Genomic DNA, 22,067 nt, shown 5'->3' on the forward strand with positions numbered 1-22,067 from the left:
CTCATCATCGCGGGCATGCCGCGCCGCCCAACCGCCTTCAACGCTTGTAGGCTTGCAGACCCGGCTTGATCGACTTGTCGTCGAGGAATTGCTTCAGGCCCTGCTCGCGGCCATGCTCCGGGTCGCGCAGTTGTGCCTGATCGAGCTTGGCGTACAGATAGTCTTCGCACTGCTCCCACGTCAGCTCACGCGAGCGCTTGAAGCCATGCTTGGCCGCGCGAAGCACCACGGGGTTCTTCTCCAGCAGCTTGCCTGCCAGCGCGATGGTTGCCTCGCGCAGTTGGGCGAGCGGCACGCTCTCGTTCACCAGCCCCATCTCGGCGGCTTGCGCACCATTGAAGGTGTCGCCGGTCATGATGTAGTGCAGCGCACGGCGATGACCGACCGTATCGGCCATGGCCTTGCTCACCAGATTGCCCGGCGGAATGCCCCAGTTGATTTCCGACAGACCGAACACGGCGTCGTCGGCCGCAATGGCCAGATCGCACGCCACGAGCGGCGAAAAGCCACCGCCGAAGCACCAGCCGTTGACCATCGCGATGGTCGGTTTGGCGTACATGCGCAGACGGCGCCATTGCCAGTCGGAGGCGTCGCGGCGAATGCGCTCCTGCACGATCTCCGGGCCGCCGTCGATCTCGCGGAAGTACTCCTTGAGGTCCATACCGGCCGTCCACGCAGCGCCTGCACCGGTGAGCACGACCACGCGGGCATCGCCGTCGAGTTCGAGCGCATCAAGCACCTGAATCATTTCGCTGTTGAGCGTCGGGCTCATCGCGTTGCGCTTCTCCGGACGATTGAAGGTGACCCAGCCAATGCCGCCTTCCACCTTCACGTCGATCGTTTTCCAGCGTCCTTCGTATGCATTCATTTTGCGTAAATCCCAAGTGTCCGGCGTTCTCTCGCCGCGCGCCGGGAGTGGCGCGCGGTGCTGCCTATGGACACATTTAATATCAGGTAGCCTTACATTGCAAGCTCGATGATTTCAGGGGAAACCCTGAGCATGCAACGCGAGTGTTCAGTTCATATGGATCAGAACGTATGACGCATGCCGAGCATCACACCGGTTTGGCCGACACCTGCGGGCGGCGTCGTACCCCCACCGCCGCCGCTGACCGAATAGGCTGCCTTGGCGCTGTTGAACAGGTAGGCACCTTGCGCATAGACCGCCGTGCGCACCGAGAGCGAATACGTCGCGCGCAGCGTGGTCATCGTGCCGCGCGTGTCGTGGTCGCTGTTGACGATGCGATAGACCTCGCCATCGACCAGCCACGCAGGCGTGAAGTTGTACGCCGCGCCGAGATAGAAAAGGTTCGAGTGCGTGTTGACCGATGCGGTCGTCACGCTGCGGCCCAGCCAGCCGCCACCGACTTTGAGCGCACCGTATTTGTAATAGGCGCCCAAGGTGGTGCGCGCGTCCTTGTCGCTGCTGCTGGTAAGCGCCGTCGTTGCGAGCCCGTCGAAGAAGTTGGCGGCGGCGTTGGTGCCCCCGCGTTGCTCTTCATACGACGCTGCCACACCGAAGTTGCTCGCGTCGTACTTCAGCATCACCGACCAGTCGCGGCATTGCGTCGATTGCCCCGGCACTTGCCCGGCACAGGTGCCCTGCCCCGGCGAGTTGCCGGTGCCGCCGCTGTCGCGCCCGAACGAATAGGCCACACCGAACGACAGCCCCTGCCAGCCGACCTGATAGGCGATCGAGTTGTCGGTACGCGCGTTCGGAATATAGGCGTCGAACGAGCCCATGCCGTAGATGTCCGGGCCCAGCACATCGGAGCCGAGCAGCGCGTAGTACGTCATCGAATACTGACGCCCGATGGATAGCGTGCCGTAGGGGCTCTTCACACCCACGAACGCCTGCCGTCCAAACAGGCGGCCGCCCTGCCCCAGATCGCCGCCGCGCAGGTTGAAGCCGCTCTCCAGTTGAAAGATTGCCGACAGGCCGCCGCCCAAGTCTTCCGAGCCGCGCAGACCCCAGCGCGAGGGCAACTCGCCCGTCACCCCCGGCATGCGCCACACGGCGCCGTTGGCGCTCGCGTGCGAGACGTATTCGATACCGGTGTCGACGATGCCGTACATCGTGACATTCGATTGTGCGGCGGCCAAGCCGGGTGCCATGAGCGCGGCAGCGGCAGACAAAATGCCCAGCGAGCGTGCGGAAAGTGCCATGCGAGTCTCCATTGTTATCGATGTAGTTTTGGTGTTTGGGTCTGCGTCGGCAGGAACAGATGGCGTGCAAGGGCTGCACGCGAAAAAACGCGACGGGGGGCGTGCCGTACGCCATCCGTCGCGGTAAGCGAAGCCGACCGGCGATGTCGAATCAGTCGGCTGCGCGGGGACGACGGATGAGCGTGAGTGCCGCGAGCGCGGCGACGATGACGACCGGCACACTGGCGCCGATCACCACGGCAGCACTGCTGCCCACAGCGAGCAACATGCCTGCGGCGAGCGGTCCGACCACCGAGCCGATACGCCCGATCGCCACCGCCGCGCCAACACCGGTGCCGCGCATGGCAGTCGGGTAATAAGCCGCGGCGAGTGCATAGAGCACCGACTGGCCGCCGATGATGAACATGCCGGCGAAGAAGGCCGCTGTCGCCAGTACGGCGAAGCCTTGCGCCGCCGCCAACCCGATCAGCGAGGCAATCATGCCGAGATACATGCCACCGATGACGACCGACATGCGCACGCGGTCCATCAGCAGGCCAAGACACAACACACCGACAGCACTGCCGACGTTGAAGAGGATCTGCACCCAGCCGATTTCACCGCGGGCGAGACCACGCGAGCCCATAAGCGAGGGCAGCCAGTTGAGCAGGAAGTACAGCACGATGAGCGTGCAGAAGTAACTCAGCCACAACTGCACCGTCGACACGCCGCGCCCCTCGGAGAACAGCACCGACATGAACGGTGCAGGCGTGGTGCGCTGACCTTGCGACGTGGCCTCGGCAAACGCCTTCGACTCGGGCAGGAAGACGGCAAGCAGCGGCAACAGCAACAACGGCCCGACACCGCCGACGTAGAAGATGTGGCGCCAGTCGGCATCGCTCACGGCGAGCATGCCGATGGTGGCGGCAATGCCACCGCCCAACGGGATACCGCAGTACATGATGCTCACCGCCGTGCCACGCAGACGCGGTGCGACGGCTTCGGAGGAAAGTGCGATCAGGTTCGGCATGGCACCGCCGAGGCCGATACCCGTGAGCACGCGCACGATCACCAGCATCCAGAAATCAGACACGAACGCGGTGGCAATCGACAACACACCGAACAACGCTGCCGAGAGCATCAGCACGCGCTTGCGGCCGATGCTGTCAGCCAACCGCCCACCGACCATGGCGCCGGGCAACAGCCCGAATGTACCTGCCGAGAAAGCGATGCCCATCTGCGCGACGCTCAGCCCGAACTCCTTGGCCATGCCCCGTGCGGCCACCCCGACCGATTGAAGGTCGAGTCCTTCGAGCAATGCGACGGCAAAGCACAAGCCCAGCGTGAGCACTACCGTGTTGGCCGTGCTGCCCGTGCGCTCACTCGCAGGCAATATCGCCTGCGCACCACGCTCCCGAGTCGATTCCATAGTGTCTCCTGTGATCTTCATGGACTCCGGCTACCGCCCGCCAACCCGTGGCACGCGGCGCCCGATGTAGTTACCTGCGAAATTTGTCGCCGCCACACGCGCAATATAATCAGGAAACCTGATATTAAAGACGCAAGTGCAACGGGCGTGACGGTGCCGCAGCGGACTCCATTTAATATCAAGCTACCTGACAATACAAGCGCTCGGCGGGTCGGGATAAACCCGAAGCGCACGCCAAAAACGGCGTGCTAAGGCAGACGCAAAAACGACTGGGAGTCGGGAGAAAAGCTCAGGAGAACAAACGAGGGAAGCTGTGGATGACGGGGGCTCAGTCGCGCAGATTGCGCACGAACATTTCCAGATGGCGTTGCACGGCAGCGGCGTCCTCTCGACTGACGTCCGTACGCATGCGGGCGTCGATCTCCTTGGCGACAACCTCGCACTGGGCAAGCACACGGCGGCCTTCGTCGGTCAGTTGCAGGAGCACGATACGGCCGTGGTTCGGGTCGGGTTCGCGCGTAATCCACTGGCGCGACGCCATGACGCCCACGACCTCATTGGCTGACTGCGGCGTGATGAACGAGCGTTGCGCGAGTTGCGCGTTGGAGAGTTTGCCGCGCGCGTCGAGCACTGACAGCGCGGTGAACTGTGCGAGCGTGAGGCCAAGCGGTGCGAGGGCCTCGGACATGTGGCGGCGCAGCAGACGATCGAGGCTGGCGATGACGTACGTCAGGCGCAGCTTTGAGCGGCGCGGACGGCCATCGGCAGCATTGGCAGTATTGGCCGTCTCGGGCGTCACTTCAGCACCGGCGCCACCGGACGCCGGCGCGGCCGTCTCGGCCAGATCAGCCAAACCGGACGCAGCGGCCGCAGCGGCCGGCTTTTTTTTCGGGGAAACGACGCTCATGGTGAATAGCGAGAATGCGAGGACTCTCGCGCGATACGGGAAAGACAGCAGTGTAACGCCGACGCCACGCGGTGGCGACGGTCTTCCGCCCGAATCATCGTACCGATGAGCGCCGCGAAATCACGATGCGGCGCCGCCTTCGTTTTCGACGGAATCGCTTCGCTTAGCTCGCCAGCTTGCGGAACGTCTCCAGCACGGCATCGCCCTTGAACGGCTTGACGATCCAGCCGCGCACGCCCGCGGCCTTGCCGCGCTCTTTCATTGCCGGGCTGCTCTCGGTCGTGAGCATCACCACGTTGACCGAGCTGTTGGCGAGTTCGCCGCGAATCTTCTCGACCATCGTCAGGCCGTCCATGTTCGGCATGTTCACGTCGCTGATGACGAGCTTCACGCCCGGGCTGGCCTTGATCTTCGCGAGGCCGTCCTTGCCGTCGACGGCCGTGTCGACATCCAGGCCGTTCTTGCGCAGGAAACCCGCGACTTCGTCGCGCACAGTGCTCGAATCGTCGACCACGAGAATCTTCGACATGGTGTTGTCCTTGTGAATGGGTAAGTGAATATGAGTGTGAATGGGTGAGCCCGAGGCTCAGAACATTTCCAGCGCACCGGTCTCGACCGGCTCAGTCACGGTCTGCGCCGCTTCGCGGAACGCTTCGGGCGACCAGTTCAGGCTGAAGACGAAATGCTGATGCAGCGTGACGATCTGTCCGCTCACCGGGTCCGTCAGCTGATAGACGAAGCACAGCTGCGGGTTATCGGTACCGAACGAGATGTACTTCTGCTTGTGGTTGATCAGCAGCGGCACCTGCACCTGCGTGTGGTCCACAGCCGCCGGGTCGCCCATGAAGCGGCTCTTGAACGCGCCCCAGATGAGATTGGTCATCTCGCCCAGCATGCCGTTGAGCTCACGAAAGCCGGCCTGCCCTTCGCAGCGGCCCGTGTGTTCGAGCAACTGCATGAACGGCACCTGCTCGGCCTGCATCATCATGTAGCCACGGCACCAGGCGCTCTCCAGCGGAATCAGGCTGAAGACTTCGCCGAAGATGATGCGATCGCGCACCACGCTCGGCGACTCGCACGTCACAGTGACGTCGCCGAACAGGCCACGAATGGCGCCATCGGTGATATCGATCATCCCGCGCACGAGCGCTTCGGGATATTCGTGTTCGACGTTGTCGTCGAGGATCAGGAAGTGGTTGACCGACTCGCGGGGGGTGGTTCGGTTCATCGTATTGGGTTCCTTGCCAAGACGTGGGGCGAATTCAAAACAGTTCCAGCTCGCCGCCGCTGTCCTGCGTCTCGCTCACTTCGGCGACGAAGTCGAGCGGCGCATGCGCGCAAACGCACAGCGTGGCAGCCAGGCGGACCGAGCCGTCGAGAGTGATCTCCCACGACGCCAGGTGATTCGGCTTGAGTTGAGTCAGATGCGGCACACAGCGCGCGCTCAGCACATACGGCGTCGACATGCCCAGATCGGGAAAGTAGTTCAGCAGCTCTTGATTGATCGCGCCGCAGCACAGATTGCTGATTTCGAGAAACGCCTCGCGAAATGACTTGTCCTGCGCTTCGCCAAGGAAGTAAGCCGCCGTCGCGTCGTCCTCGTCGAAATGCAGAATCAGCAGCATGCGAAAGCCGATCGACGAAATCGTGAGCACCACCACGTTCGCATGCCGTTTCGCGAGATCGACATCGGCGTCGTTCGCAGGCTCGGACTGGCGCGTGCGCAACGGCACGATCTCGCAAGGCGCATCGACCGAACGGGCCAGCCGCGTGCGTGCCGCCTTGTGCAGAATGCGCTCGAAACTGTCGCGTGCGTGAGTGCTGATCAAAACGCCACCTGCCTAGTGAAGACGGGAATGCAACTGGTGCGCCAGCGACTCGACGCTCGAGAGCGATGCGGCAATCATCTTGCCGCCCGCCTGAATGTCCTGAAACGTCGCCGTGGTCGTCACGTCGTTGCGATGCAGGCTGTCGCGATAGCTCTTCGACAGCTCTTCCGAGCGCGTCGCGAGCGAACGCACTTCGCTGGCGACGATGCCGAAACCGCGCCCGGCCGTGCCCGCGCGGGCCGCTTCGATCGACGCGTTCAGCGAGACGATCAGCACGTGCCGCACGATCGATGCCAACTCGTGATTCTTCGCGTGCATGTCCTGATTCTGTGTCATGAGCGAGATCATCTGCTCGTGCCAACGCTCGAACGTCGCCGCAAGCCCGCGCAGACGCGCCGCCTCACCGGCGATGCGCTGGGCTTCTTCCTGCCACTGCGTCTTGGCGTCGAGCACGGCGGCTTCGGATTTGCGTGCGACTTGCAGATCCGACTCGGCTTGTGCCAACTGCGCTTGCAGCGCCGCCAACGCGGCGGTGTGCGCTTCGGCGATCTCGTCGTTACTCGCTTGCGCCGCGCGTTCGCGTTCAAGCGCCTGTTCGAGGGCTTCCTCGTGCGTCTTTTCCAGCGCGCGCCAGTGCGCGACGGCCTGCGCCATGCGCCAGCGATGCACGATGAAGCCGATCACGCCCGCACCCGCAACACCGGCGAGGGCGCCCGCCGCGATCCATTCCACTGCTGCCATGCTCTTGATGCCTCCGAAAGCGGCGCGGCGGCCGCAGACCGGTCAGGTCTGCGCCGCCGTAAATTCATACTGGGTCAGACCTTACCGGCGTTCGAGAGATTGGACAGGTCGTCGCGAACCTCACGCGGGTCGAGCTTATCGATCGACTCGATCTGCGCGCTCGGCAGGTCCACCGCGTCGGCTGCCACGCTGTTCATGTCGAAGCCATCGACCACCAGATTGTCCGGCAGGCACACCACCGTCTGGAACTGGCGGAATTCCGCGCCCTTGCGATCGTCGGTGAAGCGCAACTCGATGCGGCCATGTTCGCGGCGCACGAAGTCCTGCACGGCGTCCATGCCCACACCACGCCCCGACACTTCGGTCACCTGCGCGGCCGTCGAGAAGCCCGGGCGGAAGATGAACTGCGCAATCTGCTCGTCCGTCACATAAGTTTCCGACGTGATCCAGCCACGCTGCACGGCGATGCCGCGAATGCGATGCAGCGCCAGACCGCGGCCGTCGTCGGTCAGCGTGACTTGCAGCATGTTGTGATCGAGACCGACTTCGATATCGATGGTGCCTGCGGCGGGCTTGCCCTTCGCGCGGCGCTCGTCACCACTTTCCAGCCCGTGGTCCATCGAGTTGCGCAGCAAGTGCATGAACACGTCGCGCAGAATTCGCACGGCCGGCGAGCGCAGACGATAACCGTTGTCGTCGATACGCACGGCCGGGGCCGGTTTGCCGAGTTCACCCGCCAGCGACGGCAGCGAATCGAGCACACCGCCCAACGCTTCGCCTACGCCTTCGGTGCCCAGCAAACGCAGCGTCTGGTGCACGGCGTCGCGCATCGCAACCAGTTGATGCAGATCGTTCGGGTCAGCCGCCTCAAGCATGCGCAGGCTGGCACGGATATGACCGCGATCCACCACCATCGACTGTTCGTCAGCGGTGCGGCCCGGGCCCTTGCGGCCCAGACTCATTTCGTTGATATGGGCGTACGTGTCGACCGCGTTACGCACGCGTTCGAGTTCGCGCATCAGGTGGTCCTGATCCCACGGCAAGCCCGCTTCCGGCTGACGCAGCTCGTGGTACTGCTGCTCGGTCTCGTGCACGACGTTGGTCAGGTATTGCAGGTTGTACGTGCGCGCGTTGCCCTTGATCGTGTGCATATTGCGGAACAGCTCAGCAATCGCTGCGCTGTCGGCCTGCGAGTGCTTGCGGATGATGCGCTCGTTCTCGCGAATGAAGTCGGTCGAGCTTTCGATGAAGTGGTGGAACTTCTCCTGACTCACCGCCAGAATCTCGCCGATCATTTCGAGGCGCTGCTTCTGCTGGTTCGCTTCGGCGGCCAGCTCACGCAGTTCGGTCACGTCACGCACGCACAGCATCAGGCGCAGGATCGTGTCGGTCTCGTCGGTAATGGCCGACCACGTGAGATCGAGTTGCTTCACGCGGCCATCGGGCATGCGCTTGCCGATTTCGCCCACGAGCAAGTGTTCGTTGAAGGCGAAGTTGATGGCGTCCTGACCGATGCAGGCATCGACGGCGGCTTCGACTTGCGACAGCGCGTCGGAACCGAGATCGCTGTCACCGAACACCAACTCCATCACGCCACGGCCCGCGATGTCCTGCGTTTCGAAAATCGCTTCGAGATAGGCCGAGTACTCGGCGTGCACCTTCGAGCCGTCGACCACCGTCAGAATGCCCTGCTGCATGTTCTGCAACATCGCCTGAATATCGGCCGTCTTCTGCTTGAGTTGCGCCGAGCGCTCCTGAATCTTCTCGATCATGCCGTTGAACGCGACGATCGAGTGACCGATTTCGTCCATCCGGCCGACCGGCACGCGGCGGGTGAAGTCCTGACTGCTGGCGATCTCGCTCATCATGCCCTGCATGCGCGAGAGCGGGCTGGTGATCTGACGGTAGAGCAGCGCACCGATGGCGGTCAGCAACAGGATCGCGAGGCCCGTGACGATGGCGATGGCCGTCGTCGTGGTCGAGAGCGTGTCGTTGAGCGTGGCGATCGCAGAATCCTTCTCGCGGTTCTTCTCCACGCGCAGCGTGTTCACCACACCTTCGAGTTCGTCGCGGTATTGCGCCACGTTCGCAAACAGGAACGCCTGCGCCATCTCGGCCTTACCGGCCTGTTTGAGCTTGGCGGTATCGGTGATCGCGTTGAAGTAGTTGTCGACGCTCTCGCGGGCCTGTGCCACCAGCCCCTTCTGTGCCGCGCTGGCGGCGCCGTCGGCTTGACGGGCCAGCGATTGATCGATGTCGGCGCGCAGCTTTTTGAGATTGTCGAGCGCCTGTTCGACGACGGTCTCGTCAGGCGCGTAGACCAGCGTCATCGTGGCGATCTGAACTGCCTTGACTTGCGAGACAAGATCGGCAGAAGCGAGCGCGCTCGGTACCACACCTTCGGTTACCTGCCGCACTTTTTGAGCGCTGGCACGCGTCTGGTACACCGCGTAACCACCAATGATCGAGAGCGCGACAAACGTCAGGATCACCAATAGCGTTATTCGATGACGGATGGTCATTGCGTCATTTCCCCGGGTCGCACCGGCGCCCGGTGCCCCGCGTGATTGACGCAGTAGATCGGCCGCCGAATTAGTTTGTAAATTCCTCGTGCGACGTGATTATCAGGGGCGAACTGTGACGATTCGATGAATCAACGGAAGCTTCACGTATCACCCGATCGGCAATGGCGTGTAGGAATCCGAGATGGGTAAGCACTAACTTTCCGAGGGGTGAGTGCTTGCTATAGAGACGCATCGTCCTCACCACGTCCCCCTCGCGAAGATGGCTTCACGATGACGTCGGCTAACGTGCGCCTTCATCGGCCATTGCGTCGATACGACGCAATGACCCTGCCGCCAGCTCGGTGAATTGACGCCACAGTTCCGGCTTGGCGCGACCGCGTTTGACGATGCGGTGAAAACCAAGCGTCACTTCAGGGGAAGTGAGCACATCCCAACGCACCGCACGCGCTCGGCAGGCCGGCAATGTGAATGTCGGCACGATGGCGGCGCCGAGCCCGGCTTCGGCCATGCCGATCAATGTCTCGAAGCGGCGAAACACTGCACGCGGCTCGTCGGCGCGGCCGATGCGCGCGAGATGCGTCTCCACGAGCTGCTGAATAGGATTGTCGGGCGGCAGGCTGATGAGCTTCTCGTCGCGCAGGTCATCCCAAGGGACACCGCCCTTGGCCGTCTTGCGCGACAACGCTCGCTTGCCTGCCGCCGTCACGCGCATCAGGCGAAACGATTGCAGCAGCGTGCGCTCGATACCGTGCGACGCCTTCGTGAAGAAGCCGAAGCCCAGATCGGCCTCGCCCTGCTCAACAAGCGCCTGCACTTGCGCGAGTTCGGCTTCCACCAGCCGCAGATCCACGTCGGGATGCTCGCTCGCAAAGGCGCCGAACCATTCCGGCATCAGATGCGACGACACGAGCGGCGTGGCAGCAATACGCAACGTCTTGCGCGCCACCTGACCAAACGCGGCGATCTGTCCGGCCACCGCATCGAGTTGACCGACGGCCGCACTCGCCACGGGCAACAACGCGTGACCGGCCTGCGTGAGGGTGACGCTGCGAGTCGTCCGGTCGAACAAACGGCTGCCCAACTGCGTTTCGATCTCGCGCATCATCACCGACAGCCCGGCCTGCGTGATGTGCAATCGCTCCGCCGCGCGGGTGAAGTTGCCCAGCGTGGCGACCAGCACGAACGCTTTCAATTGACGCAGTGAGATGTTCATCCGTCACTCATAACCATTGAATATTAATTCATATGATAGTCAAAATTCCCTAATGACTGGCGGCGCGCTCTAATGGTGTTCATTCCAACCTCACAGCGCATTGCCGCGCAGGAGACACCTCCATGTCCTCATCCGTCGATGTGGCCATCGTCGGCGCCGGTATCGGCGGTCTGACGCTCGCCCTCACCCTTCACGACGCAGGCATCGCCTGCCGCATCTACGAAGCCGTGTCCGAGATTCGTCCACTGGGCGTCGGCGTGAACATCCTGCCGCACGCGGCGCGCGTGCTCGACGAGTTGGGCCTCACTGCCGCGCTACGCAACGTTGCTGTGACCACGCGCGAATCGGCGTTCTTCAATCGGTTCGGTCAATTCGTCTATAGCGAGCCCGCCGGTGAATATGCCGGATACGCGTGGCCGCAGTTCTCCATCCATCGCGGCGATCTGCAAGGCATCCTGCTCGCTGCAGTGCGCGAGCGCCTTGGCGACGACGCGGTGGTCGAAGGGCATCGCTGCACCGGCTTCGAACAGAACGACGACAACGTCACCGTCCGGTTTGCATCGCCCGATGGCGACGCCCTGCCGCCGGTCAGTGCGCGTCTGCTCGTGGCCGCCGACGGCATTCACTCGGTCGTGCGCAAGCAGTGCTATCCCACCGAAGGGGCACCGCGCTATTCGGGCGTGAATATGTGGCGCGGCAGTGTGGTGCTGCCACCCTTCCTCTCGGGCGCGACGATGGTGCGTGCCGGTTGGCTGTCGGTTGGCAAGATGGTGATCTATCCGATTCGCAACAACGTCGACGGTCAAGGCAATCAATTGGTGAACTGGGTCGCCGAAATCGAATCGCCGCAGCCGGCGCGCCGCGACTGGAATGGTGTGGGGCGGCGGGAGGATTTCTTCCCGGCGTTTGCCGACTGGCATTTCGACTGGCTCGACGTGGCCGGGATGATCGAGGCCACCGAGACCATTCTCGAATATCCGATGGTCGATCAGGACCCGCTGCCGCGCTGGACCTTCGGCCGCGTCACGCTGCTCGGCGACGCCGCGCACCCGATGGTGCCGCGCGGCTCGAACGGCGCAGGGCAGGCGATTCTCGACGCGCCGTGTCTGGCCGCGCAGCTTCGCGAGCACGGCCTGAGCACGGCGGCACTCGACGCTTACGAACGCATTCGCGGCAAGGCCACCGCCGATGTCGTGCTGATGAACCGCACGGCGCCGCCGGACGCCATTCTGCAAACGGTGCATGACCTGAGCGGCGACAAGCCGTTCGCGCGGATCGAGGATGTCATCAGCAACGCCGATCTCGCCGAGATTTCGAATCGCTACAAGAACGTGGCCGGACTCAATCGGAAGACGCTCAATGCCAAACAGGCCGCTGCCGCCCGCTGACGCCTGACCGGCGCCCCCGAAAACCCATCGACAACGACCTGCGTGCGCGCCCGACGGCCCGCACGCTTTTGCATTTGCATTTGCATTTCCCACACTTACGACAGAGCCTCGCCAACGAGGCCATTCGTGGAGACAAACGTATGCCTACGCCCCGCATCGACCTGCGAGCGCTCATCGACGAGCGGCCGTTCGGCCGCTACCAGTTGCTCGTCACCGCGCTGTGTGCGCTGATTGTCTTTCTCGATGGCTTCGACACGCAGGCCATCGGTTATGTCGCCCCCGCCATCGTGCACGCGCTGGGTATCGAACGAGCAGCACTCAGTCCAGTCTTCTCGGCGAGTCTCGTCGGCCTCACGCTGGGCGCACTGATCGGCGGCCCATTGTCCGACCGGCTGGGACGCAGACCTGTGCTGATCGCAGGCATGCTCATCTTCGGCGTCATGTCGCTCGCGACGGCGCTCGCGCAATCGGTCACGGCATTGCTCATCTTGCGGCTCGTGACGGGCATTGGACTGGGCTGCGTGATGCCCAACGCCATTGCCCTCACCGGCGAGTTCGCGCCGGAGCGTGTGCGCTCGACGGCGATCATGGTGATGTTTTGCGGCTTCTCGCTGGGTGCCGCGCTGGGCGGGCTGGTGGCCGCCGGGTTGATTCGGGACTTCGGCTGGCAATCGGTGTTTGTCGTTGGCGGCTTGTTGCCGCTGGCCGCCACGGTGCTTGCGTGGCGCTGTCTGCCCGAATCGCCTCGCTTTCTGATCGCCCGCGCGAAAGACCCGGCCCGCCTGCGGGCGGTGCTGCGCAAGCTCGCGCCCGATCTTCCAGCCGATGCGCAGATCGACGGCGGCGTGGACGTGCACGCGTCGGGTCATGCGGGTGTGCGTGCGCTATTTGCCGACAAGCGAGTGCGTATCACCCTGCTGCTGTGGGTGATCTTCTTCATGAGCCTGATGGATCTGTACTTCCTGTCGAGTTGGCTGCCGACCGTAATTCACGATGCGGGCATCCCTCTCGATACAGCCGCCCTCATCACGTCGATGCTGCAAATCGGCGGCACGCTGGGCACGCTCACGCTGGGACGCGTCTTCGACCGCGTGCCGCCCTTCAAGGCGCTCAGTGCGGTGTATCTGTGTGCGGCGGTGTGCATCGTGCCGGTGGGGCTGGCTGGCACCTCGGTGGCCGTGCTGGCGGCAACGATCTTCGGCGCGGGTTTTTGCGTGGTCGGCGGGCAGATCGGTGCGAATGCGCTGGCCGCGCGCACCTACCCGACGACGATTCGGGGCACGGGGGTCGGCTGGGCACTCGGTATCGGCCGCATTGGGTCCATCGTCGGGCCGATGGTCGGTGGCGTGTTGCTGGCGCTGCAATGGGACCCGCAGCACCTCTTCATGATGGCTGCTGTCCCCGCGCTGATTGCCAGCGTTGCGGCACTGGCGATCAGCGTGGGCGTTCGGCACTCGGGTGGCGAGCAAGCTCGCCAACCCGATGCCACGACGACAGAGACTGCCTGATCAGAAACCAGCAGCGAGGCCGTCGCGACGGCTGTCGCTGGCGGCCACGTAGCCGCGCTCCGGATCGTTGCGATCCAGACGCCAGATGTACTGCCCCGAGCCGAAGTCCATATACGGATCGTCGATGGACTTCAGCTTGTGGCCCAGTGCAAGCAGCCCGGCCACCGTCTCACGGTCGAGCGTGGATTCCACGTCGATGGTGAAATCGCGGTTGACCTTCCAGCGCGGTGCGTCGCATGCCGCCTGCGGCTGCTGACCGTAGTCGAGCATGCGCACAATCGACTGCAAGTGGCCTTGCGGCTGCATGTCGCCGCCCATCACGCCGAAGCTCATCACGGCCTCGTGCTGACCGTTGACCTTTTGCGTGAGGAACGCCGGAATGATCGTGTGGAACGGGCGCTTGCCGCCTTCGACCACGTTGGCCGACTTCGGGTCCATCGAGAAGCCGCAGCCACGGTTTTGCAGCGCGATGCCCAGATCGGGCACGACCACGCCGGAACCGAAGCCCATGTAGTTCGACTGGATGAAGCTGACCATCATGCCGCTCTCGTCGGCCGTCGACATGTAGATCGTGCCGCCGGCCTTGGGCATGCCGAAGTCGAACTGCGTGGCGCGGTCCGGATCGATGAGCTTTGCGCGCGCCGTCAGGTAGGCGTCGTCGAGCATCTGCTCAGGCGTGACTTCCATCGAGCGCGGGTCGGCCACGTACTTGTACAGATCGGCAAACGCGAGCTTCATCGCCTCGATCTGCAAGTGCTGCGAGTGCACGCGGTCGACGGCGAGACGCGACACGTCGAACTTCTCGAGAATGCCCAGCGCCATCAACGCGGCAATGCCCTGCCCGTTCGGCGGAATTTCATGCACGGTGTAGCCGCGATAATCCTTCTCGATCGGCTTGACCCAGTCGGCGCGGTAGTTGCGCAGATCGTCGGTCGTCATCGACCCGCCGTGCTCGCTCGACCAAGCGACGATGCGCTCGGCGATCTCGCCTTCGTAGTAAGCACGCGGCCCTTGTTCGGCCAGCATGCGCAGCGTGCGCGCGTGGCCCGGGAAACGCATCATTTCGCTGGTCGTCGGTGCACGGCCATGCGTCATGAACGTCTGCGCGTAGCCCGGCTGGTCTTTCAGTTCCGGCACGGCGGCGGCCCACTTGCGCGCAACGATGTTGGCAACCGCGTGACCCCGCTCGGCGATCTCGATGGCCGGTGCCATCAGATCGGCGAACGGCAGCTTGCCGAACTTCGCGTGCAGCGCTTCCCAGCCGGCGATCACGCCGGGCACGGTGACGGTGTCTACGCCGCGCGTCGGTTGCTTCGCGATGCCGTGCTGCTCACCGTATTTCTTGCGGAAGTAGTCGACATTCCACGCCTCAGGTGCCACACCCGAAGCGTTCAGGCCGTGCAGCTCCTTGCCGTCCCAGATGAGCGCGAAGCAGTCGCCGCCCAGACCGTTCGAGACCGGCTCGACGATGGTCATGCAGGCGGCTGCGGCGATGGCCGCGTCGACGGCGTTACCGCCCTGCCACAGGATGCGCAGGCCGGCTTGCGCGGCGAGCGGGTGCGACGTCGACACGATGTTGCGGGCGAACACCGGCAGGCGCGGTGTCGGATAAGGGTTCTGCCAGTTGAATTGCGTCATGACGCTTTCACTTACCTTTGTCTCGAATGGGTGGAGTTGGCTGCCGGGGAGGCCCGCGCTGCAACGTTAGGACGCTCACGTTACGCGCGGGGGACACCCTCGTTACTGTTCGCGCGGATCGAGCGCATCGCGCAAACCGTCTCCCAGCAGGTTGAATCCGAGTACCGTCAAAAAGATGGCGATACCGGGGAAAATCGACATCCAAGGCGCTTGTTCGACGAAGTCCTTGGCGGTATTGAGCATCGAGCCCCACGAGGGCATCGGCGGCAATTGGCCCAGCCCTAGAAACGACAGACTCGCTTCGGCAATGATGGCCGTCGCCACCGTCAGGCTCGCCTGCACGATGATCGGGGGCAGCACGTTCGGCAGGATGTAGCGCACGATGATGCGCGTATCCGACAGGCCGATGGCGCGCGCGCCTTCGACATATTCTTCCGCCTTGACCGTGAGCGCTTGCCCTCGTGCCAACCGCACAAAACGCGGCATGGCGGACACGCCGATGGCGATCATGGCGTTGGTCAGGCTCGCCCCGAGAAACGCCGCCATGGCGATGGCGAGAATCAGGAACGGGATCGAGAGCAGCGCATCGGCCAGACGCGACACGATGGCATCGACCCAGCGGCCGAAGTAACCGGCGAGCAGCCCCAGCGGCACACCGATGATCACGGCAATGCCTACCGACACGACACCGGCCGCGAGCGACGCACGGGCGCCGTAAATCATGCGCGCGAGAATGTCGCGCCCGAGTTCGTCAGTCCCAAACCAATGCAGCGCGCTGGGCGCCTGACGCACGGTCATGAAGCTGGTGGCGATCGGATCGTAAGGGGAAATCAACGGCGCGAGCAGCGCGACAAGCACGGCGAACGCGACGATGATCGCACCGGCGACCGCCGCACGGTTGCGTGCGAATTTACGCAGCCCGCGATGACGGCGGCGCGGCAAACGCTCCGCACTCGCTGCTGCCGATACGGAAGCGGCGACAAGTGTGGGCGGCGTGGGCGGCGTGGACGGTGTGGAGGGAGTCGTGGGCAAGGCGGCCATGTTCAGTCGGAAAGAATAAGCCTCAGGCCCGGCGCAGGCGCGGGTTGAGCAACACATACAGCACGTCGGCCACCAGATTCAGCGCGATAAAACTCACCGCCGTCACCAGCACGACGCCCTGCACCACCGCGTAATCGCGGTTGAACACCGCGTCGACCACCAGCTTGCCGAAGCCCGGGATCGTGAAGACCTGTTCGGTCAGCACTGCCCCCGCGAGCAATTCACCGAAGAGCAGCGCGAGCACCGTGACGATCGGGATCAGCGCATTACGGAACGCATGCTTGAGCACCACGGTGCCGCGCAACAAGCCCTTGGCGCGCGCGGTGCGAATGTAGTCGGTGCGCAGCACGCTGAGCATGGCACTGCGCGTATGACGCATCAGTTGCGCGCCCAGCGCCGCCCCCAGCACGAAGGCCGGCATGATCATCGTCTTGAAACTCATCCACAGGTCTTCGCCCGGCGGCACGTAGCCCGACGACGGCAGCAACTGCCAGCGCACCGACACGAGAAAGATCAGCAGGATGCCCAGCCAGAAGTTGGGGATCGACATGCCCGAGAGCGCCAGCACGTTGGCACCGTAATCCACCGCCTTGCCGCGATTCGCCGCCGACAGAATGCCCAGCGGAATACCGATGCCGATGGCGATGAGCAGACCGAGCGAAGCCAGTTGCAGCGTCACCGGCAGCTTCTGCGCGATCAGCGTCGTCACCGGTTCGCCGGTGCGCAGCGAATTGCCGAGGTTGCCATGCAGCACGTCACCCATCCACAGCGCGTATTGGGTGGGCAGCGGCTTGTCGAGGTGATACTTCTCGCGCAACGCCGCGATGACCTGCGGGTTCTGGTCCTCGCCAGCCATCGCGAGCACGGGATCGCCGGGCAGCATTTTTTGCAGCCCGAAGATCAGCATCGACACGATGAACAGTGTCGGAATGGCGACGAGCGCGCGATGGAGGACGAGACGCAGCATGGCTTACCTCGCTCCCTCAGCCCTTGAGGCTCACGCCGCGCAGACGGATCAAACCGTCGGGATACGGCACGAAGCCCTGCACCTTCTTCGTGAGCACATACGGCCACGGCTGCACGTACAGATACAGAATCGGGTTGTCGTCGGCGAGGATCTTGTTGGCCGCGTCGTACAGCGGCTTGCGCTCGGCCACGCTGGACTTCACGCGGGCGTCGTTAAGCAGTTTGTCGACGTCGGCATTGCAATACTGACCGTAGTTCAGGTTGCCCTTGCAGGTCACAAACTGATGCAGGTTGCCGTCCGGGTCCACGCGGCCCGACCAGCCGTTGTAGAGCACATCGAAGTCGCCACGGTGCGCGGCGTCGAGGGCAGCGGCGTAGTCCATCGGACGCAGCTTCAGCGTAATGCCCGCCTCGGCGAGCATTGCCTGCAACATCTGCGCCATCTGGTTCGACACGGTGTTGTTGCCGAAGCTCAGCGTCACGTCCACCTTCTCGAAGCCTGCCGACTTGAGCAGTGCCTTCGCCTTGGCAACATCACGCTTCGACGTCTTGATCGCCGTGTCGTAGTACTGGCCGCTCTTGGGCAGCGCTTGATTGGCAGGGGTGAAGATGCCGCCACCGATCACCTGATTGATGGCGTCGCGGTCGATGGCCAGATCGAAGGCTTCACGCACGCGTTTGTCGCGCAGCGCCTTGGGCGCGTTGGCGGCCACGTTGAACGTCAGGCCGTAGTAGCCCAGACCGTCGATGGTCAGGAAATTCAGATTGGCATCGCGCTTGACCGACTTCACGTCGGACGGCGACAGACGCTCAAGCATATCGAGCGAGCCGGAGCGCACGTTCGCGAGACGCACGGTGGTGTCGGGAATCGGCAGGAAAGTGACCTTCTGGATCGGGTATTTGTCGGCATCCCAGAAGCCTGCGAATTTCTCCAGCACGACACGGTCGTTCTGCACGCGCTGCACGAACTTGTACGGGCCCGAGCACACCGGGCGTGCTTGCACGGCGGCGTCATCGGCCAGTGTCTTGGGGGCCAGCATCATGCCGGCGCGATCGGACAACGTGGCGAGCAGCGCCGAGTCCGGGGCCTTGAGCACGATGTTGACGGTCGAATCGTCCACCACGTCGACGTGATCGATGGACGACAGCTCGCTCTTGCGATTGCTCGCGGGCATGCTGCGTGCGCGGTCGAGATTGGCCTTCACGGCCTTGGCGTTGAACGGCTCGTCGTCGTGGAACTTCGCGCCCTGACGCAGCTTGAACGTCCACGTCTTGCCGTCTGCGCTCACGCTCCACGACGTGGCCAGCATCGGCACGAACTTCAGATCCGGCGAGATATCGACCAGCGAGCTGCACAGCGAGCGCAACACCATGCGGTCGACAACCTGCGAACTGCGCGCCGGGTCGAGCGAACCGATATCTTCCTGCAAACCAATGCGGATGGCCGACTGGGCCATCGCCGACGCGGCGCCCGTGGTCAGTGCGGCAGCCAGAGCGAAATCGAGCAGAACGTTGCGCATGCGTGAGGTCTCTCGTGAGTGTTTATCGGAATAGTGTGGGTGTTATTAGCTGACGACAGCCGCGTCGGCCTGCGCCTGCCGTGCGCGATACAGCGCCAGACGCGCCGTCAGCTTTTCGCTCGGCGGCGTGACGAGTGTGGGGCTCGCCCCCGCATTCTGGATGTCCCGCCAGAAGTGGCAGGCCACCTGCCGGCCGTCGGGCAAGACTTCGTCAATCGGGCGTTGCTCGCGGCACACCTCGCGCGCATGCGGACAGCGCGGGTGAAAACGGCAACCGGGCGGCGGTGCCGTCGGGCTCGGCAATTCGCCGCCCAGCGGCGCGCGGCTGCGGCGCACGTGCGGGCTGCTTGCCGGAATCGCCTGCAACAGCGCCTGCGTGTACGGATGCAACGGGTTGTCGAACAGCGCATCGGCGCTGGCCAGTTCCACAATCTCGCCCAGATACATCACCGCAACGCGGTCGCTCATGTGACGAATGACGGCCAGATCGTGGGCCACCATGATGAGCGTGAGGCCGAGATCGTGCTTCAGACGTTCGAGCAGGTTGATGACCTGCGCCTGTACGGAAACATCGAGCGCAGAGACAGGTTCGTCGCCGATGATCACGCGCGGCTCACCCGCGAGCGCGCGGGCGATGCCGATGCGCTGGCGCTGGCCGCCGGAGAATTCGTGCGGAAAGCGCTGTGCATAGTCCGGTTGCAGACCGACGGTGCGCAGCAGGTCGGCCACCCGGTCGTCGCGTGCGCGGCCATGCGCGAGCCCGTGCAGCGCAATCGGCTCGGCAATCAGGCTGCCCACGGTCATGCTCGGGTTGAGCGAGGCGAACGGGTCTTGAAAGATGATCTGCAATTCACGTCGCAGACGCCGCATCGCGCCGGCACCCAGCTTCATGATGTCTTCGCCCTGATAGCGCACTTCCCCGCGCGTGGCATCGAGCAGGCGCAGCAACAAACGGCCGAGCGTGGATTTTCCGCAGCCCGACTCGCCGACGATGGCGAACGTTTCGCCCGCCTGCACCGAGAACGAGACGCCATTCACGGCGTACACCGTGGGCGCGCGCGAAAAACCGACGCGGTGGCCGCCGAAGTGTTTGGTCAGATCGCGAGCTTCGAGCAACGCTGTCATGCGGCCACCTCTTCCATCGGGGTTGCGGGCGGCGTGAGCGCGTCGACCGGTGCGAGCCAGCACGCGACGCGATGCGTGCCGGACAGTGTGCGCTCAACCGGCGCCTGCTGCGTGCAGCGCGCCTCGGCAAACGGACAGCGCGGCGCAAAGCGGCATCCGGCCGGCATGCGCTCGGGCGACGGCACCGAGCCGCGAATAGTCGCGAGCGTGCCTTCGCGCTTGCCGATGGACGGAATCGCGCCCATCAGGCCAATCGTATAAGGGTGTTGCGGATCGTCGAAGATCTCGTCGACGCTGCCGTATTCCACGATGCGCCCCGCATACATCACGGCGACGTGATCGGCCACCTCTGCCACCACGCCGAGATCGTGCGTGATCAACACCACGGCGGTCCCGGTCTCGCGTTGCAGCGTCTGAATCAGCGTGAGCACTTGCGCCTGAATGGTGACGTCGAGCGCGGTGGTCGGTTCGTCGGCGATGAGCAGGGCCGGGCGGTTGGCGAGCGCCATCGCGATCATCACGCGCTGGCGCATGCCGCCGGAGAGTTCGTGCGGATAGTTGTCGAGCCGTGTCTCGGGCGCCGGAATGCGCACCAGCTTCAGCATCGCCAGCGCTTCGGCACGCGCCGCTTTGCGGTCCAGACCGCGATGACGGCGAATGCCCTCTTCAATCTGATGGCCGATGGTGAACGCCGGGTTCAGCGACGTCATCGGCTCCTGAAAGATCATCGCAAGCCGGTTGCCGCGCATGTCGGCGAACTCGCGCTCGGGCAACGCCAGCAGATCATGCCCTTCGAACATTGCGCGACCCGCGACCAAATTGGCCGGCGGGCTCGGCAACAGCCCCATGAGGGCGAGCGACGTCACGCTCTTGCCGCAGCCCGACTCGCCGACGATGCACAGCGTCTTGCCGGGGTGAACCGCGAACGAGACGCCGTCAATCAGATTCGGCGCATCGGCGGCGCGGGAGAACTTCAGCGACAGGCCGGTCACATCGAGCACCGGCGCGGGTTCTGCGGGCAGGGTCATGGGTGCGTTGTTATGGGCTGGCTCGGTCATGAGCGGAATGCATGACACGATTATGTCCCCCACGGATCAATAGAAAATATTAATATTTCTTTTCAATACGTAAATTATTTTTACCTCCCAAATGCTCACACTGCGCATGATGAAAACGTTCCGGCTGGTGGCACAAACCGGCTCGTTTGCCGCCGCTGCCGAACGTGCCGCGCTCACGCAGGCGGCCGTGAGTCTGCAAATGCGCGGGCTTGAAGATGCCGTCGGCCAGCGCCTGTTCGACCGTCGCGGGCGGCAGATCACGCTCACCCGGCAAGGGCGCGAACTGTTTCCGCGCGTCGAGCAGATTTTGGCGCTCACCGCCGACCTGACGGCCTCGCCTCTCGATGCGATGCAGGGGCCGGTGACCATCGGTGCCGTCGTGTCGGTCATCGGAGCGCTCTCGCTGGTGGTGGCCGAACTGAAAACCGCGCATCCCGGGCTCGATGTGCGCCTCACGTCCGCACGTTCCGATGAGCTGACCGATCTCGTCGAACAGGGCGAAGTCGATATTGCTGCCGTGGTCGCCCGTGCCGACGATGCGCGCCCCGACGGGCTGGTGTGGACGCCGCTCTATACCGAGCCGATGGTGATGGTCGTCAATCGCGAAGTCTGGGATGCCACGCCGGACGCCAATCCGCAGTCCGTTCTCGATGAACACGCGTTCCTGCGCTTCGACCGGCGCGTGCGCACGGGACTCGTGGTCGAGCAGGCGTTGCGCGCAGCGAAACTGACCGTCACGGAATATCTCGAATTGAACTCCATCGAGACCATCGTCGCGCTCGTGCGCAAGAACGTCGGCGTGTCGGTATTGCCGCTGCTGCATCGCGGCGACTGGCAGGCCGACCCGCTGCTGCGCATCGTGCCGATTGCGGCGCCACCGCTGTTGCGCACGGTCGGCATGATTCATCGTGAACACGACTCGCGCACCCGCGACATCACGGCGGCGATTGTCGGCATGCTGCATGACGTGTGAGGGTGTGAGGTGTGAAGGCTGTGGAAACGAAACGGCGCGGTCAAAGCCGCGCCGTGGCGAG

General features: G+C 63.9%; 19 protein-coding genes. 3 read left to right on the top strand and 16 right to left on the bottom strand.

Annotation, left to right across the window (positions count from 1 at the left end; all coding sequences use genetic code 11):
- Nucleotides 1–37 precede the first annotated feature (37 nt).
- From AT302_RS20615 to AT302_RS20660, 10 genes are all read right to left on the bottom strand, one after another.
- Nucleotides 38–868 carry a p-hydroxycinnamoyl CoA hydratase/lyase gene (locus tag AT302_RS20615; RefSeq protein ID WP_058375621.1) on the bottom strand — a complete coding sequence of 277 codons (831 nt, stop codon included), beginning with the start codon at nucleotides 866–868 and terminating at the stop codon, nucleotides 38–40.
- A 161-nt stretch (nucleotides 869–1,029) separates the two neighbouring features.
- Complete coding sequence (locus AT302_RS20620; protein WP_058375622.1) at nucleotides 1,030–2,166, bottom strand: porin; 1,137 nt, start codon at nucleotides 2,164–2,166, stop codon at nucleotides 1,030–1,032.
- 151 nt (nucleotides 2,167–2,317) lie between these two features.
- On the bottom strand, nucleotides 2,318–3,574 hold the full coding sequence (gene mhpT / locus AT302_RS20625) for a 3-(3-hydroxy-phenyl)propionate transporter MhpT (protein ID WP_084656365.1): 1,257 nt from the start codon (nucleotides 3,572–3,574) through the stop codon (nucleotides 2,318–2,320).
- A gap of 328 nt (nucleotides 3,575–3,902) precedes the next feature.
- Entirely contained in the window at nucleotides 3,903–4,481 is a 579-nt protein-coding gene (locus tag AT302_RS20630) for a MarR family winged helix-turn-helix transcriptional regulator (RefSeq protein ID WP_237171979.1), read from the bottom strand.
- Between the two features lie 163 nt (nucleotides 4,482–4,644).
- The gene (locus AT302_RS20635; RefSeq protein ID WP_058375623.1) at nucleotides 4,645–5,010 is read right to left on the bottom strand and encodes a response regulator; all 366 of its coding nucleotides are present in this window, start codon (nucleotides 5,008–5,010) and stop codon (nucleotides 4,645–4,647) included.
- A 57-nt stretch (nucleotides 5,011–5,067) separates the two neighbouring features.
- Nucleotides 5,068–5,709, bottom strand: coding sequence for a chemotaxis protein CheX (locus tag AT302_RS20640; protein WP_058375624.1), 642 nt, complete (start codon nucleotides 5,707–5,709; stop codon nucleotides 5,068–5,070).
- Between the two features lie 34 nt (nucleotides 5,710–5,743).
- Nucleotides 5,744–6,310 (bottom strand): hypothetical protein, encoded by a 567-nt coding sequence (locus AT302_RS20645; protein WP_058375625.1) that lies wholly within the window; start codon nucleotides 6,308–6,310, stop codon nucleotides 5,744–5,746.
- Nucleotides 6,311–6,322: 12 nt separating this feature from the next.
- Nucleotides 6,323–7,051 carry a methyl-accepting chemotaxis protein gene (locus tag AT302_RS20650; protein ID WP_058375626.1) on the bottom strand — a complete coding sequence of 243 codons (729 nt, stop codon included), beginning with the start codon at nucleotides 7,049–7,051 and terminating at the stop codon, nucleotides 6,323–6,325.
- A 74-nt stretch (nucleotides 7,052–7,125) separates the two neighbouring features.
- A complete protein-coding gene (locus tag AT302_RS20655) occupies nucleotides 7,126–9,573 on the bottom strand; it encodes an MCP four helix bundle domain-containing protein (RefSeq protein WP_058375627.1) in 2,448 nt (815 codons plus the stop codon).
- A gap of 283 nt (nucleotides 9,574–9,856) precedes the next feature.
- On the bottom strand, nucleotides 9,857–10,789 hold the full coding sequence (locus tag AT302_RS20660) for a LysR family transcriptional regulator (protein WP_064674983.1): 933 nt from the start codon (nucleotides 10,787–10,789) through the stop codon (nucleotides 9,857–9,859).
- A gap of 122 nt (nucleotides 10,790–10,911) precedes the next feature.
- Between AT302_RS20660 and AT302_RS20665 the strand changes: the two genes are divergently transcribed.
- The gene (locus tag AT302_RS20665) at nucleotides 10,912–12,177 is read left to right on the top strand and encodes a flavin-dependent oxidoreductase (RefSeq protein WP_058375628.1); all 1,266 of its coding nucleotides are present in this window, start codon (nucleotides 10,912–10,914) and stop codon (nucleotides 12,175–12,177) included.
- Between the two features lie 140 nt (nucleotides 12,178–12,317).
- The gene (locus AT302_RS20670; RefSeq protein WP_058375629.1) at nucleotides 12,318–13,685 is read left to right on the top strand and encodes an MFS transporter; all 1,368 of its coding nucleotides are present in this window, start codon (nucleotides 12,318–12,320) and stop codon (nucleotides 13,683–13,685) included.
- Here AT302_RS20670 and AT302_RS20675 read toward each other — a convergent pair whose 3' ends face one another.
- From AT302_RS20675 to AT302_RS20700, 6 genes are all read right to left on the bottom strand, one after another.
- Nucleotides 13,686–15,323 (bottom strand): gamma-glutamyltransferase family protein, encoded by a 1,638-nt coding sequence (locus tag AT302_RS20675; RefSeq protein ID WP_058375630.1) that lies wholly within the window; start codon nucleotides 15,321–15,323, stop codon nucleotides 13,686–13,688.
- Between the two features lie 102 nt (nucleotides 15,324–15,425).
- Nucleotides 15,426–16,364 carry an ABC transporter permease gene (locus AT302_RS20680; RefSeq protein ID WP_218918970.1) on the bottom strand — a complete coding sequence of 313 codons (939 nt, stop codon included), beginning with the start codon at nucleotides 16,362–16,364 and terminating at the stop codon, nucleotides 15,426–15,428.
- A 22-nt stretch (nucleotides 16,365–16,386) separates the two neighbouring features.
- Nucleotides 16,387–17,331, bottom strand: a complete 945-nt coding sequence (locus AT302_RS20685) for an ABC transporter permease (RefSeq protein ID WP_058375632.1) — start codon at nucleotides 17,329–17,331, stop codon at nucleotides 16,387–16,389.
- 16 nt (nucleotides 17,332–17,347) lie between these two features.
- Nucleotides 17,348–18,850 carry an ABC transporter substrate-binding protein gene (locus AT302_RS20690; RefSeq protein WP_058375633.1) on the bottom strand — a complete coding sequence of 501 codons (1,503 nt, stop codon included), beginning with the start codon at nucleotides 18,848–18,850 and terminating at the stop codon, nucleotides 17,348–17,350.
- 45 nt (nucleotides 18,851–18,895) lie between these two features.
- Nucleotides 18,896–19,975 carry an ABC transporter ATP-binding protein gene (locus AT302_RS20695; RefSeq protein ID WP_058375634.1) on the bottom strand — a complete coding sequence of 360 codons (1,080 nt, stop codon included), beginning with the start codon at nucleotides 19,973–19,975 and terminating at the stop codon, nucleotides 18,896–18,898.
- The gene (locus AT302_RS20700) at nucleotides 19,972–21,003 is read right to left on the bottom strand and encodes an ABC transporter ATP-binding protein (protein ID WP_058375635.1); all 1,032 of its coding nucleotides are present in this window, start codon (nucleotides 21,001–21,003) and stop codon (nucleotides 19,972–19,974) included. The genes AT302_RS20695 and AT302_RS20700 overlap by 4 nt, the downstream gene beginning before the upstream one ends.
- 121 nt (nucleotides 21,004–21,124) lie before the next feature.
- On the opposite strand from AT302_RS20700, the gene AT302_RS20705 reads away from it, so the two are divergent.
- Nucleotides 21,125–22,006: a LysR substrate-binding domain-containing protein gene (locus AT302_RS20705; RefSeq protein ID WP_058375636.1), complete on the top strand. Its 882-nt coding sequence runs from the start codon at nucleotides 21,125–21,127 to the stop codon at nucleotides 22,004–22,006.
- Nucleotides 22,007–22,067 lie beyond the last annotated feature (61 nt).

The organism is Pandoraea norimbergensis (genome assembly GCF_001465545.3).
Taxonomy (GTDB): Bacteria; Pseudomonadota; Gammaproteobacteria; order Burkholderiales; family Burkholderiaceae; genus Pandoraea; species Pandoraea norimbergensis.

Coding starts and splice junctions, on each gene's coding strand:
- mhpT (WP_084656365.1), bottom strand. CDS start 3,574: ATGGAATCGACTCGGGAGCGTGGTGCGCAGGCGATATTGCCTGCGAGT.
- AT302_RS20690 (WP_058375633.1), bottom strand. CDS start 18,850: ATGCGCAACGTTCTGCTCGATTTCGCTCTGGCTGCCGCACTGACCACG.
- AT302_RS20685 (WP_058375632.1), bottom strand. CDS start 17,331: ATGCTGCGTCTCGTCCTCCATCGCGCGCTCGTCGCCATTCCGACACTG.
- AT302_RS20640 (WP_058375624.1), bottom strand. CDS start 5,709: ATGAACCGAACCACCCCCCGCGAGTCGGTCAACCACTTCCTGATCCTC.
- AT302_RS20650 (WP_058375626.1), bottom strand. CDS start 7,051: ATGGCAGCAGTGGAATGGATCGCGGCGGGCGCCCTCGCCGGTGTTGCG.
- AT302_RS20700 (WP_058375635.1), bottom strand. CDS start 21,003: ATGACCCTGCCCGCAGAACCCGCGCCGGTGCTCGATGTGACCGGCCTG.
- AT302_RS20615 (WP_058375621.1), bottom strand. CDS start 868: ATGAATGCATACGAAGGACGCTGGAAAACGATCGACGTGAAGGTGGAA.
- AT302_RS20670 (WP_058375629.1), top strand. CDS start 12,318: ATGCCTACGCCCCGCATCGACCTGCGAGCGCTCATCGACGAGCGGCCG.
- AT302_RS20675 (WP_058375630.1), bottom strand. CDS start 15,323: ATGACGCAATTCAACTGGCAGAACCCTTATCCGACACCGCGCCTGCCG.
- AT302_RS20705 (WP_058375636.1), top strand. CDS start 21,125: ATGCTCACACTGCGCATGATGAAAACGTTCCGGCTGGTGGCACAAACC.
- AT302_RS20655 (WP_058375627.1), bottom strand. CDS start 9,573: ATGACCATCCGTCATCGAATAACGCTATTGGTGATCCTGACGTTTGTC.
- AT302_RS20630 (WP_237171979.1), bottom strand. CDS start 4,481: ATGAGCGTCGTTTCCCCGAAAAAAAAGCCGGCCGCTGCGGCCGCTGCG.
- AT302_RS20680 (WP_218918970.1), bottom strand. CDS start 16,364: ATGGCCGCCTTGCCCACGACTCCCTCCACACCGTCCACGCCGCCCACG.
- AT302_RS20695 (WP_058375634.1), bottom strand. CDS start 19,975: ATGACAGCGTTGCTCGAAGCTCGCGATCTGACCAAACACTTCGGCGGC.
- AT302_RS20660 (WP_064674983.1), bottom strand. CDS start 10,789: ATGAACATCTCACTGCGTCAATTGAAAGCGTTCGTGCTGGTCGCCACG.
- AT302_RS20665 (WP_058375628.1), top strand. CDS start 10,912: ATGTCCTCATCCGTCGATGTGGCCATCGTCGGCGCCGGTATCGGCGGT.
- AT302_RS20620 (WP_058375622.1), bottom strand. CDS start 2,166: ATGGCACTTTCCGCACGCTCGCTGGGCATTTTGTCTGCCGCTGCCGCG.
- AT302_RS20635 (WP_058375623.1), bottom strand. CDS start 5,010: ATGTCGAAGATTCTCGTGGTCGACGATTCGAGCACTGTGCGCGACGAA.